This window comes from Hymenobacter coccineus (assembly GCF_001816125.1).
In the GTDB taxonomy this organism is placed as follows: domain Bacteria; phylum Bacteroidota; class Bacteroidia; order Cytophagales; family Hymenobacteraceae; genus Hymenobacter; species Hymenobacter coccineus.
In genome coordinates this window covers 1-11,795 of sequence record NZ_MDZA01000060.1, presented here as the reverse complement: position 1 = coordinate 11,795, position 11,795 = coordinate 1, and the positions used below count along the sequence as shown (strand labels likewise).

Genomic DNA, 11,795 nt, shown 5'->3' with positions numbered 1-11,795 from the left:
GACGTGCGTTTGTACAGCATCATCTACAACGCCATCAACGAGGTGAAGGATGCCATGGAAGGCATGCTGGCCCCAACGGTGCAGGAAGTGGTGGTGGCCAACGCCGAGGTGCGCATCGTGTTCAACATCACTAAAGTCGGCACTATTGCCGGCTGTATGGTGACAGACGGCTCCTTTACCCGCCGCACCCGCGTACGGGTGGTGCGCGACGGCATTGTGGTACACACCGGCGAAATCCAGGACCTCAAACGCTTCAAAGACGATGTGTCGGAAGTGCGCCAGGGCTACGAGTGCGGTATTTCCATCAAGAACTTCAACGAGTTGCAAGAAGGCGACAACATTGAGGGCTTCGAAGAGAAAGAAATCAAGCGTACCCTCTAGATCACGGATTCTGTGGATTAAGACGGATTTTTCGGATTTTGTAGCCGATTAGTCAAAAGCAAAAAGGCGACCCGAGAAGGTCGCCTTTTTGCTTTTATACCCGCCGGTAATCAGTCAACGAAAAGTAGTAGGGGTGCCGTGGGCTGCTAAGCACCGCGCCCCCGTAACGGCCATCAAAAATCCGCGAAATCCGCCCTAATCTGCAAAATCTGCGATTTAGAAGAACAGGAAGCGCTTTTTGCGGCCAGGGTGCTTGTGCACCAGGGGTTTGCCCGAGGGGTTAGCGCCGCTGGCCGGGTGCATCTGGCCGCGTTCCTGCTTGCCCGCGCCGGGCGCGGCCTTGCCCGCGCCGGGCGCGGCCTTGAACTTGCGCACCATGAAGCCGCCGGCCTTGGTGTCGTACTGCCGCGCAGGGCCCGCCGCCCGGCTGAGGCTGGTGTTGCCGGTGGCGATGCCGGCGCGGGCTTCCAGCACCTGCATCTGCTGGTTGTGCTTAATCTCTTCGGCCGTTAAGCTGGGTTGGCGCGGGTCGACGGGGCCCGACTGAGCGAAAGCGGGGGCGGCAACTAGCCCCAGGCCCGCAAGGGCAACAGCAGCGAACAGGTTTTTCATGCGGCAGGGGAGAAGCGGGGGATGAAGTCGGAAAAGCACCGCGGCAACCGGCAGGAAGCAAGATAAGTTCGCCCTGGCCTACCCGGCTGTGCGTGCCGCTGCTGTAGCTGCATAAATGAAGCCCGGCTGTCTGGCGGGGGGCCTGGCAATCAGGGCCCCCGCCAGACAGCCGGGCTGAGCCGGCCAACGCCGGATTATAACCGGCCGCCGGCCCGCAGGGCATCGCGGATTTCGGTGAGCAGTACTTGGTCCTTGGTGTCAATCGGGGCCACGGGGGCCACTTCCACCGGCGCCTTCTTGATTGTGTTGGCCCCCTTCACAATCAGGAAAATGATGAAAGCTAGAATGAGGAAGCCGACCACCGCGTTCAGGAACAAGCCCACTTTCAAGGGGCCCAGGTGGATGGCGGAGAAATCGGGGGCCCCGCCCACCATCCCCACCAGCGGCATGAGGATATCGTCGGTGAGCGAAGAAACGATTTTGCCAAACGCCGCGCCGATGATGACTCCCACAGCGAGGTCGAGCACATTTCCCTTGGAAATAAACTCTTTAAATTCGGAAACAACGCTCATAAGGAAGAGGAAAAAGGTGAAAAAGCTGCAACCTCTTTTAGTTAGAGGAAAATTGTTTGAGGTAAAGATATAGGGATAACATCAACACATTATGTTGGATTATTGCTGTTAGGAGGTGTTCTGTTTGCGCTGTCTGGTTTTGCCCGGCGCTGGTGCTGCGTGGCGCGGGGGGCAAAGGCAGGGCCCCGGGCCGGGGCCCTACCTTTGCCCCCCACCGCTTAGCCCCTGCCCAATGGCCAGTTTCTTCGACAACCTGCTCTACGACCTCGACGCCGCCACCGGCGTGCTCACCCTCACCGTCAACCGCCCCGCCAAGCTGAACGCCTTGAACGCGGCCACCATCGCGGAGCTGGACGCGGCGGGCCAGCAGGCCCTGGCCGACCCCGCGGTGCGCGCCATCCTGCTCACGGGCAGCGGCGAAAAGGCCTTCGTGGCGGGGGCCGACATTGCCGAGCTGGCGGCCCTGACGCCCGTGCAGGCCGCGGGCGCGGCGGCGTACGGGCAGCGGGTTTTTGCCCAGTTCGAGCGCAGCCCCAAGCCGGTGGTGGCCGCCGTGAACGGCTTCGCGCTGGGCGGCGGCTGCGAGCTGGCCATGGCCTGCCACCTGCGCGTGGCCGCCGACACGGCCCGCTTCGGCTTGCCCGAGGTGAGCCTGGGCCTGCTGCCCGGCTACGGCGGCACCCAGCGTTTGCCCCAGCTGGTGGGCAAGGCCAAGGCCTTGGAGCTGATGCTGACGGCCGACATGATTCGAGCCGACGAGGCCCTGCGCCTGGGCCTGGCCAACCACGTGGTGCCCGCGGCCGAGTTGCTGGATTTCTGCCGCCAGCTGCTGGCCAGGATGTTGAGCAAGGGCCCCGTGGCGCTGGGGCTCGTCATCGCCAGCGTGAACGCCGGCTACGCCCCGGGGCAAGACGGCTACGCCTCGGAGGCCGAAGCCTTCGGCCGCGCGTTCCAGACCGACGATTTTAAGGAAGGCACCCAGGCGTTCTTGGAGAAGCGGCCGGCAGCGTTCCAAGGGAAATGAAAAGGAATTAAAAATTAAAAATTAGGAATTAAAAATGGTGGAAAATGCCGTTTTCAAGCAAGAATGAGGGTAGTTAACATGCTCATTTTTAGTTCTTAATCTATAATTTTTAATTAAACCAAAGCGCATGAGTATTGCCAAAAAGCTGGCCTCCCAAACCGCGGTGTACGGCGTGAGCAGCATCGTGGGGCGGGTGCTGACGTACCTGCTGGTGCCAATTTACACGGGGGCCTTTGCGGCGGCCGAGTACGGGGTGGTGACGGGGCTGTACGCCTACGTGTCGTTTCTGAACGTGGTGTTCACTTACGGCATGGAAACCACGTACTTCCGCTTCGCCAACCGCCCCGGCACCGACCGCCGCGAGCTGTATGACCGTTCCCTGAGCCTGCTGCTGCTGAGCAGCGCCGGGCTCACGCTGCTGCTGATGGTCCTGGCCCGCCCGCTGCTGGGCCTGCTGGAAATTGGGCCAGGCAACGAGCGCTACGCCTACTGGGTGGCCCTGATTCTGGGCCTTGATGCGGTGTCGGCGCTGCCGTTTGCCCGGCTGCGGTTGGAGAACAAGGCCCGCAAGTTTGCCGCTGTGAAGATGGCCGGTATCGTGCTGAATGTGGCCCTGAACCTGTTTTTCATTGTGCTGTGCCCGGCCGTGGCCAGCGGCAAGTGGCTACCCGCGCTGGGGCCCCTGGTGGCCCGCGTGTACGACCCCAGCCTGGGCGTGGGCTACGTGTTTTTGGCCAACTTGGTGGCCAGCGCGGCCACGCTGCTGCTGCTGGGCCGGGAGCTGCTCGACTTCCGGTTTCGGTTCAGCTGGGGGCCCCTGCGGCCGCTGCTCAAGTATGCCTATCCGCTGATGTTGATGGGGTTGGCCGGTATGGTGAACGAAACCCTCGACCGGATTTTGCTGCCCAAGTGGCTGCCCACGGGCTTCTACCCGGGGAAGAGCAGCCTCGCGGCGGTGGGCATTTACGGGGCGTGCTACAAACTCAGCATCTTCATGTCGCTCGTCATTCAGGCGTTTCGTTACGCGGCCGAGCCATTCTTCTTTGCCCAGAGCACCGAGAAGAACTCGCCGGCCACGTTCGCGCTGGTGCTCAAGTGGTTCACGTTGTGCTGCGCGGTAATTTTCGTAGTTATCAGCTTGAACGTGGAGGACTTCGGGGTGCTGTTTCTGCGGCGGCCCGAGTACCGGCAGGGGCTAACTGTGGTGCCGGTGCTGCTGCTGGCCAACCTGTTTCTGGGCGTATACTACAACCTATCGGTGTGGTTCAAGCTGACCGACAAAACCTACTACGGCACCTACATCGGGGCCGGTGGAGCGGTGCTCACCATCGCCCTCAACTTCCTGCTGATTCCAGTGCTCGGCTACATGGGCTCGGCCATCGCTACGCTGGCCTGCTACTTCATGATGGCCGTGCTGTGCTGGCGGCTGGGCGAGCGGCACTTTCCGGTGCCCTACCCGATGGGCCGGCTGGGCCTGTGGCTGGCGCTGGCCGTGGGGCTGGTGGCGCTGGGCTCGGCGGTACCAGTAGCCGGCTGGGGCCCCCGGCACGCTTGGCACGTGGCCTTATCGGTGGCTTTCGTGGGGGCCCTGTGGCTGGGCGAAGGCCGCCACCTGCGGCGCGCCTAGCCCGGCCGGGGCCAGCTTGCCATTGGTACGGGTACGAGTTTTCTGGGGCCCCAATAGCGCTACTCTCTGGGCTTTATGGGACCCCTTATTTGGGCAGCTGTAAATCAGACGGTCGCCAGAACACTTGTTCCAATATTTTCTCGGTCGACTCTAGCCGCACGTCTACCGTTATCATTTCCAGCTGTACGCGGCTGCGGTCGATGTTGCAGTAGTCCAACCGAACGAAGCCATATGCGGGGTGGAAGTAGGACGTCAAAGCCGTGGTGCCCAGCTTGCTAGTAGCCTTAGCATCCACACGGTAGCAAGGGAGGCTGCCCAAGGGGGTAGCTAACTGCACGGTACCGCCCAGCATGTAGCGAAACTCCACCCGTAAGGTGTCTTTCCAACTGGCCCACTTTGGGTCCGCATACACGCTGGCCGGCGGGTAGACGCTCCATTCCCAGGTTCTGCCGCGTATTGCTGGCAGCTTGATGTGGGGAAATGGGTTGAATTCCAGGATGCGGTAGCGCCCGTAGCGGGGCGGATGAATCGAAAATTCCTCCTTGTTATCAACGGCCCTCACCCCCTGCGTGGGACCCGCCGGCCAGAGCGTATCTGCCCGAAACAACCATACAATGAGTGTTTCCGTGGGCATAATCTCAAAGGGTATGCCCGAGGCCGTCATCGTCACGGTATCCAGTGTGGCGGTTGTTGCTCCCGGCGCGTACCACCGCGCGAGGTACACGAACCGGCGATTTTTGGAGAGAATTTTTTCGCCGGCCCGTAGCAGGGCCGGGCGTGAAACGGCGGCCGTTGTAACCGGACGCTGTTTTTCAGGCTGACAGGCCACTCCAAGCACTACCAAAAGGCAGGCAAGGAAACGCGCACGAAGCCTGATGGATGAGCCTTTTGCCGCAAAGCAGCACTGGTCAGATTTGTAGTTAAGGTCTGGCATTCAGCTGGTAGCTCCTTGGGAAGCAGCTGCAATTAAACTTTGATTCAATAATGCCTCCGGCCAATTGCCCAGCCGAGGCTTCGCCGGCTGAATCCAAATGCCTTCCTTCGCGGGGCCTAAGGGTTGAAAAACTTGCCTGACTTTTTGCCTCCATCCCAGTGCCTTTTGACTTTTCCATGCAGATTCCCGTCGTCAACCGCTCGCGCCACCCGCTGCCCGAATACCAAACCGACCACGCCGCCGGCCTCGACCTGCGCGCTTTTCTCGACGCGCCCGTGACGCTGGGGCCCCTGGAGCGGGCCCTGATTCCGACGGGGCTGGCGGTGGCCATTCCGGTGGGGTTTGAGGGGCAGGTGCGGCCCCGCAGCGGCCTTGCCCTGCGCCACGGCATCGCCCTCGTAAACAGCCCCGGCACCATCGACGCCGACTACCGCGGCGAAATCGGCGTGCTGCTGGTGAACCTCTCCAATGTGCCCTTCGAGGTGCGCGACGGCGAGCGGGTGGCCCAGCTGGTAGTGGCCCGCCACGAAACCATTGCCTGGCAACCCGCCGAAACCCTGGCCGCCACCGGCCGCGGCACCGGTGGCTACGGCAGCACCGGCGCCGGCTAGGGCCCCCAGCGCGGCTAGTTGGGGCGGGCTGCTGGCTTTTTCGCCGGCTGCCCGCTAATCGCTGCGGCAAATTGGAATGACGGCTTTGGGGCCCCGGCCGAACCTCACCCCCAGCCCCTCTCCTGCGGAGAGGGGTGCCAGTCATCAGCTTGAAGCCAGTTTTAAATCGTTGAACGCACCCCTCTCTTTTGGAGAGGGGCCGGGGGTGAGGTTCCCCTGGGGGCGACTCGCACTAAATGCAAAATCACCCTAAACGTCAGTTAAGGGCGCCATCCCAGCCCTGCGGCCCCTTCTTCCGTATAGCTATCTATTGATGAACTTCGTTACCCTATCCGATATCGAACAGGCCCAGGGGCGGCTGCGCGGCCTGGCGCGGCACACGCCGCTGCTGCCGCTGGCCGTGCCCGAGCTGCCCTACGAGGCCGTGTACCTCAAGGCCGAAAGCCTCCAGCCCATCGGCTCCTTCAAAATTCGCGGGGCGGCCAACCGCATTTTGGCCCTGTCGGCTGAGGAGCGGGCGCAGGGCGTTATTGCTTACTCCAGCGGCAACCACGCCCAGGGCGTGGCCTATGCCGCCCGCGCGCTGGGCATGTCGGCCATCATCGTCATGCCCACCAACGCCCCGGCCGTGAAGGTGGCCGCCACCCGGGCCCTGGGGGCCGAAGTGGTGCTGTACGACCCCGCCCACGAGCGGCGCGAGGACGTGGCCGCTCGCCTCCAGGCCCAGGGCCCCCGCATTTTGGTGCCGCCCTTCGACGACCCCTACGTGATTGCCGGGCAGGGCACGGCGGGCCTGGAAATTTTCCAGGACCTGCCGGAAGTGGAGCTGGTGCTGGCCCCGGTGGGCGGTGGTGGCCTGCTCAGCGGCTTGGCCGTGGCCTTGAAAGCGCTGAAGCCCAGCATTAAAATCATCGGCGTGGAGCCCGAGCTGGCCGCCGATGCCCAGGCTTCGCTGCGCGCCGGCCACGTGGTGGAGTGGCCCGCCGCCGACACTAACCGCACCCTGGCCGACGGCGTGCGCACGCTGCGGCTGAGCGAATTGACCTTTCAGCACGTCCGCACGTATGCCGATGACATCGTAACTGTGAGCGAGGCCGACCTGCGGCGCGCCGCTCGCCGCCTCCTCACCGAGGCCCGGCTGGTGGTGGAGCCCACGGCCGCCTTGCCGCTGGCAGCGCTGCTGCGCCACCGCGCCGCGCTGCCGCCCAGCCGCCACACGGTGCTACTGCTCAGCGGCGGCAACGTGGACCCCGCCACGCTGGCCGAGTTGCTGGCCGGCCCAGTTGGCGACTAGCCCGGGGGCCCCTTTCTTTGCTGAACTTCTTACTTCTTCTTCTTTCTCACCCTTCACTGACACTCCTTCCAATGAAAATCATCGTCCCAATGGCGGGCATGGGCAAGCGCATGCGCCCCCACACGCTCACCGTTCCCAAGCCCCTGGTGCCCATCGCCGGCAAACCCATCGTGCAGCGCCTCGTGGAGGACATTGCCAAGGTGTGCGGCGAGCCCGTCGACGAAGTGGCGTTCATTATCGGGCGCTTCGGCGCGGCCGTGGAGAAACAGCTGGCCGGCATTGCCGAATCGATTGGGGCCAAGGCCACTATCGTGTACCAGGACGAGGCGCTGGGCACGGCCCACGCCATTTTGTGCGCCAAAGAGTCGTTGACGGGTCCCCTAGTGGTGGCCTTCGCCGATACGCTGTTCAAAGCCGACTTCACGCTCGATTCGAGCGTAGCCGGCACCATCTGGGTGCAGCAGGTGGAAGACCCGCGCCCCTTCGGCGTGGTGAAACTCAACGAGCAGGGCCAGATTACCGACTTTGTGGAGAAGCCCGTGGAGTTTGTGTCCGACCTGGCCATCATTGGCATCTACTACTTCCAGGACGGCGCGTACCTGCGCGAGGAGCTGCAATACCTGCTCGACAACGACATCAAGGACAAAGGCGAGTTCCAGCTCACCAACGCCCTGGAAAATATGAAGAACAAAGGCACCGTGTTCGTGCCCGGCCGCGTAACCGAGTGGCTCGACTGCGGTAACAAAGACGCCACGGTGTTCACCAACCAGCGCTACTTGGAGTACCTCAAGGAGCGCGGTGAGTCGCTGGTCTCGCCGTCGGCCATTATCACTAACTCGGTGCTCATCGAGCCGGTGTACGTGGGTGATAACGCCATCATTACCAACTCGGTAGTGGGGCCCCACGTGAGTCTAGGCGCCAACGCCAACGTGCGCGACTCGCGCCTGAGCAACTCCATTGTGCAAACCTCGGCTTCGCTGCTCAACACGGTCATCACCAACTCGATGGTGGGCAACCACGCCATCGTGGCCGGTACCCCCGACGACCTGAGCCTGGGCGACTTCAACAACCTGCGGGTGTGAGGCGGCCGCCCGCGGGCGGAAATTTTTAGGGCGGATTTGCGTTAAAGCGGCGCGGCCTCCGGTGGGGGCCGCGCCGCCGGCATTTATTCGCCGTAATTTTGGAACCGGCCGCGGGGCCGATTAGCTTCATTCGTCATGCGCGCTGCCCTGGTTGTTTTTCTTTTGCTGCTGCCGGCTTGGGCCGCCCGCGCCCAGGCCCCCGCCGACCGCCCGGCCCTGAGCCGGGCCGAGCGCCGGGCCATTGCCAAGCAGCAGCGCGAAGCCGACAAGGCCCAGGCTGCCGCCAAAAAGAACGTACCCGCCGCGCCCGTGCTCTCGGAGCGTGACCGTGAGGTGAGCGAGTCGCTGTTTGTGGACGGCGTGAAGTACGTGTTGTTGGAGGACTACCCCAAGGCCCTCGACCGCCTGGGCAAGGCCTATTCCTTCAACCCCACCAACGCGGCCCTGAACTACAAGCTGGCTGAGGCTAGCCTGCTGAGCGGCAACCTGCGCGACGCCACCAACTACGGTGCCGCCGCCGTGCGCCTCGACCCCAAGAACGCCTATTACTACCTGCTGCTGGCCCAGGCCCAGGCCAGCCAAAAGCAGTACGACGCCGCTACCCGCACCTACGCCGCCCTGGTGAAGGAAGTGCCTGACTCGGGCGGCTACCTCTTCAACCTGAGCGACTTGTACCTGGCCCAGGGCAAGCTGCCCGAGGCCCTATCTACCTTAACGCAGGCTGAGCAGCAGTTTGGGCCCAGTGACGAGGTATCGTTTAAGAAGCAGCAGATTTACCTCAAGCAGAACAAGCTGGACCTGGCCCTGGCCGAGGGCAACAAGCTGGTGGCGGCCAACCCCGACCAGCCCCGCTACGTGCTGGCCCAGGCCCAGATGTACGCCGCCAACGACCGCCTGCCCGACGCCATTCGCCTGGCCCAGGAGGCCTTGAAGCTCGACCCCAGCAGCGCCGGGGCCCACCTGCTACTGGCCGACGCCTACCGCCAGCAAAAGCAGGCCGAAGCCTCAGAAAAGGAGCTGCGGCTGGCCTTCGATTCGCCGGCGCTGGACATTGACAACGCGGTGCGCATCCTGGCCAGCTACCTCAAGCAACTGCCCAACCCGGCCCTCAACCAGCTGGCCCTGGATTTGGCTGCTGCCACCGTGCGCACCCACCCCAAGGAGGCCAAGGCCTACGCCTTGAGCGGCGACGTGCAGACCCTGACCGGCCGCAAGCGCGAGGCCCGCAACGCCTACCTCAAGGCCCTAAAATTCGACAACACCCGCTACCAAGTGTGGCAGCAAGCCGTGTTGCTAGATGCCGAGCTGGGCCAGACGGATTCGCTGCTGGTGCATTCAGAGCAGGCCCTGGAGCTATTCCCCAACCAGGCGTCGATGTGGTTTTTCAATGGCACAGGCCTGCTGATGAAGAAGCAGCCGCAGCAGGCCGTGGCCTCGCTGGAGCACGGCCGCAAGCTGGCCACCGACACGCCGGAGCTACTGGCTCAGTTCGACGCGCAGCTCGGCGACGCCTACCACGCGCTGAAGGAATATGACAAGTCGGACGCCGCCTACGACGCGGCCCTGGCCATCGACGCCAACAACTGGGCCGTACTGAACAACTACAGCTACTACCTGTCGCTGCGGGGCCAGCAGCTCGCCAAGGCCAAGGAAATGTCTGGCCGCGTGGTGAAGGAGTTTCCCGCCAGCGACACCTACCTCGACACCTACGCCTGGGTGCTCTACAAGCAAAAAGATTACGCCGGGGCCCGCACGGCCCTGGAAACGGCCCTCAAAACCACCAAGGATGCCTCCGTCATCGAGCACTACGGCGACGTGCTGTACCAGCTCGGTGAGAAAGAGCCAGCCCTGGCCGCTTGGCAGCGCGCCCGCAAGGCCGGGGGCGGGGCCTCCGAATTCCTAGACCGCAAAATCCGCGACCGTAAACTGTATGAATAAATCCGTTTTGCTGCTGGCCCTCGGGCTGGGGGCCGGCGCGTGCCACCGCGCCGTGCCCACCACCAAGGGCACGGCCCCCAGCGTTTCCACCTCCACCGCCGAGCGCTCCGGCAAGGAAGCCGCCGTAAAAGCCGTCGATTTTAACTCGCCTTATCTCACGGCCAAGGGCAAGGTGCAGGCCACCATCAAGGGCGACGAAAAGTCGGCCACCATCAACATTCGGATGCGGCGCGACAGCGCCATCTGGGTTTCGGCCGGCCTGCTGGGTTTTGAGGGCGTGCGGGCCCTGCTCACACCCGACTCGGTGCGCGTCATCAACCGCCTGGATAAGACGTATTTCGCCGGTGGCTACGACTACCTCACCAAGCTGCTGAACGTGCCGGTGAGCTTCGCCCAGGCGCAGGCCCTACTGCTGGGCAACTACCAGCCGGCCCCCGCCGGTGCGGCCCTCACGCTGGGCACGGGTCCCGGCGGTGGCCAGCGCGTGGCCTACCCGCTCAACGGCGTGCTGGTGGAGCAGCTGCTCCAGGCCGCTTCGGGCCGGGTGGAGAAACTGACGCTAACCGAAACCGGCACCGACCGCAGCCTCGCCGCCGATTACGCTGAATTCCAGGCCGTGGACGGGGTGAAAACGCCGTTTGCCCACAGCCTGCTCGTAGACGCCAAGCAGGGCACCGTGAGCACAAAGGCCAGCCTGAAGTACAGCAAGGTGAGCGCCGGGCGCGAAGCCCTGGGCTTTCCATTTGACATTCCGAAGGGCTTCCAGCGGATGAAGGGCAACAAATAACGCAGGGTGAACGGCACAGCGCACGCAGCACAACCGCACCCCAAACCGAGGCAACGCAAGTTGTTTTGGGGCCCCGTGGCCGGGCTGCTGTGCCTGTGCCTGTGCCTGTGCTGGGGTGGTGCCCTGGGGGCCCCGGCGCAGCACCAGCCCCGCCGCAAAAAAGCCGCCCCGGCGCGCTCGGCCAAGAGTGCCACATCCCCGGCACGCCGTAAAAAACCGCGCACCGCCGCCAGGGGCCCCGCCAAAAGCAAAGCCCAGCTGGAGCGCGAGCGGCGCGCCAACCTGCAAGCCATCCAGGAGAAAAGCCGGGCCCTGGATCAAACCCAGGCCAAGAAAAAGGCGACGCTGGGCCAGCTCAGCGTCATCAAGGAGCAGCTGGTGGTGAAGCAGGACGTTATCCAGAACATTTCGACCCAGCTGCACGGCATCGATACCAACGTGCACCAAACGGCCCAGCAGGTGCTGCAAACCCAGCACAGCCTGGCCGAGCTGAAGGACGAGTACGCCCGGCTGCTGTACACGGCCTCCAAAACGGCCAATGGCTTCAACCAGCTCATGTTTCTGTTCGCCGCCGACTCGTTCAACCAGTTTGTGCTGCGGCTGCGCTACGTGCGCCAGTACACCGAGGAGCGGCAGCAGCAGGCGGCGCGCATCCGGGGCACGCAGGTGCGGCTGAGCGAACAGCTCACGGGCCTCACGCAGCAGCAGCGCCGCAAGGGGGCCCTGCTGAACACCCAGTTGTCGGAAAATAAGAGCCTGCTCACCCTCAAAACCCGGCAGGACGAAGTAGTGCAGCAGCTGGGCCAGCAGGAGCAGGGCCTGCGCGCCGAACTTGTGGAGCGCCAGCAGGCCGTGGAGCGCCTCGACCACCTGATTGCCGAGCGCGTGCGCGAAGAAATTGCCCGCGCTGCCCGGGCGGCGCGCCTCGCCGCG

12 protein-coding genes are annotated in these 11,795 nt (G+C 63.7%); 9 read left to right on the top strand and 3 right to left on the bottom strand.

The annotated features are described in order from the left end of the window. The coding region (locus tag BEN49_RS04900) for an EF-Tu/IF-2/RF-3 family GTPase (protein ID WP_369073204.1) at nucleotides 1-381 on the top strand (381 nt) is incomplete at its 5' end. A gap of 216 nt (nucleotides 382-597) precedes the next feature. Here the strand turns inward: BEN49_RS04900 and BEN49_RS04895 are convergent. Further along, nucleotides 598-993 carry a hypothetical protein gene (locus BEN49_RS04895; protein WP_070741562.1) on the bottom strand — a complete coding sequence of 132 codons (396 nt, stop codon included), beginning with the start codon at nucleotides 991-993 and terminating at the stop codon, nucleotides 598-600. Nucleotides 994-1,187: 194 nt separating this feature from the next. Next, nucleotides 1,188-1,565, bottom strand: coding sequence for a large conductance mechanosensitive channel protein MscL (gene mscL / locus BEN49_RS04890; protein WP_070741559.1), 378 nt, complete (start codon nucleotides 1,563-1,565; stop codon nucleotides 1,188-1,190). A gap of 232 nt (nucleotides 1,566-1,797) precedes the next feature. Here mscL and BEN49_RS04885 point away from each other — a divergent pair, with 232 nt between their 5' ends. Next, a complete protein-coding gene (locus BEN49_RS04885; protein WP_070741556.1) occupies nucleotides 1,798-2,589 on the top strand; it encodes an enoyl-CoA hydratase/isomerase family protein in 792 nt (263 codons plus the stop codon). A 127-nt stretch (nucleotides 2,590-2,716) separates the two neighbouring features. Beyond that, nucleotides 2,717-4,216 carry a lipopolysaccharide biosynthesis protein gene (locus BEN49_RS04880; RefSeq protein WP_070741553.1) on the top strand — a complete coding sequence of 500 codons (1,500 nt, stop codon included), beginning with the start codon at nucleotides 2,717-2,719 and terminating at the stop codon, nucleotides 4,214-4,216. An 85-nt stretch (nucleotides 4,217-4,301) separates the two neighbouring features. On the opposite strand, the gene BEN49_RS04875 is transcribed toward BEN49_RS04880, so the two are convergent. Continuing rightward, nucleotides 4,302-5,150, bottom strand: a complete 849-nt coding sequence (locus tag BEN49_RS04875; protein WP_125916531.1) for a hypothetical protein — start codon at nucleotides 5,148-5,150, stop codon at nucleotides 4,302-4,304. A 176-nt stretch (nucleotides 5,151-5,326) separates the two neighbouring features. On the opposite strand from BEN49_RS04875, the gene dut reads away from it, so the two are divergent. From dut to BEN49_RS04845, 6 genes are all read left to right on the top strand, one after another. After that, a complete protein-coding gene (gene dut, locus BEN49_RS04870; RefSeq protein ID WP_070741547.1) occupies nucleotides 5,327-5,761 on the top strand; it encodes a dUTP diphosphatase in 435 nt (144 codons plus the stop codon). A gap of 313 nt (nucleotides 5,762-6,074) precedes the next feature. Further along, nucleotides 6,075-7,055, top strand: a complete 981-nt coding sequence (locus tag BEN49_RS04865; protein WP_070741544.1) for a threonine ammonia-lyase — start codon at nucleotides 6,075-6,077, stop codon at nucleotides 7,053-7,055. A 71-nt stretch (nucleotides 7,056-7,126) separates the two neighbouring features. Further along, nucleotides 7,127-8,137, top strand: a complete 1,011-nt coding sequence (locus BEN49_RS04860) for a sugar phosphate nucleotidyltransferase (protein WP_070741541.1) — start codon at nucleotides 7,127-7,129, stop codon at nucleotides 8,135-8,137. A gap of 135 nt (nucleotides 8,138-8,272) precedes the next feature. Continuing rightward, a complete protein-coding gene (locus BEN49_RS04855) occupies nucleotides 8,273-10,075 on the top strand; it encodes a tetratricopeptide repeat protein (protein ID WP_083325784.1) in 1,803 nt (600 codons plus the stop codon). After that, entirely contained in the window at nucleotides 10,068-10,862 is a 795-nt protein-coding gene (gene lolB1 / locus BEN49_RS04850; RefSeq protein WP_070741538.1) for a lipoprotein insertase outer membrane protein LolB1, read from the top strand. The genes BEN49_RS04855 and lolB1 overlap by 8 nt, the downstream gene beginning before the upstream one ends. Nucleotides 10,863-10,937: 75 nt before the next feature. Continuing rightward, a partial coding sequence (locus BEN49_RS04845; protein WP_369073203.1) for a murein hydrolase activator EnvC family protein occupies nucleotides 10,938-11,795 on the top strand: 858 nt, incomplete at its 3' end.

What these genes read in the sequence shown, in the direction of transcription:
- BEN49_RS04895 (WP_070741562.1), bottom strand. Translation starts at nt 993, where the DNA reads ATGAAAAACCTGTTCGCTGCTGTTGCCCTTGCGGGCCTGGGGCTAGTT.
- mscL (WP_070741559.1), bottom strand. Translation starts at nt 1,565, where the DNA reads ATGAGCGTTGTTTCCGAATTTAAAGAGTTTATTTCCAAGGGAAATGTG.
- BEN49_RS04885 (WP_070741556.1), top strand. Translation starts at nt 1,798, where the DNA reads ATGGCCAGTTTCTTCGACAACCTGCTCTACGACCTCGACGCCGCCACC.
- BEN49_RS04880 (WP_070741553.1), top strand. Translation starts at nt 2,717, where the DNA reads ATGAGTATTGCCAAAAAGCTGGCCTCCCAAACCGCGGTGTACGGCGTG.
- BEN49_RS04875 (WP_125916531.1), bottom strand. Translation starts at nt 5,150, where the DNA reads ATGCCAGACCTTAACTACAAATCTGACCAGTGCTGCTTTGCGGCAAAA.
- dut (WP_070741547.1), top strand. Translation starts at nt 5,327, where the DNA reads ATGCAGATTCCCGTCGTCAACCGCTCGCGCCACCCGCTGCCCGAATAC.
- BEN49_RS04865 (WP_070741544.1), top strand. Translation starts at nt 6,075, where the DNA reads ATGAACTTCGTTACCCTATCCGATATCGAACAGGCCCAGGGGCGGCTG.
- BEN49_RS04860 (WP_070741541.1), top strand. Translation starts at nt 7,127, where the DNA reads ATGAAAATCATCGTCCCAATGGCGGGCATGGGCAAGCGCATGCGCCCC.
- BEN49_RS04855 (WP_083325784.1), top strand. Translation starts at nt 8,273, where the DNA reads ATGCGCGCTGCCCTGGTTGTTTTTCTTTTGCTGCTGCCGGCTTGGGCC.
- lolB1 (WP_070741538.1), top strand. Translation starts at nt 10,068, where the DNA reads ATGAATAAATCCGTTTTGCTGCTGGCCCTCGGGCTGGGGGCCGGCGCG.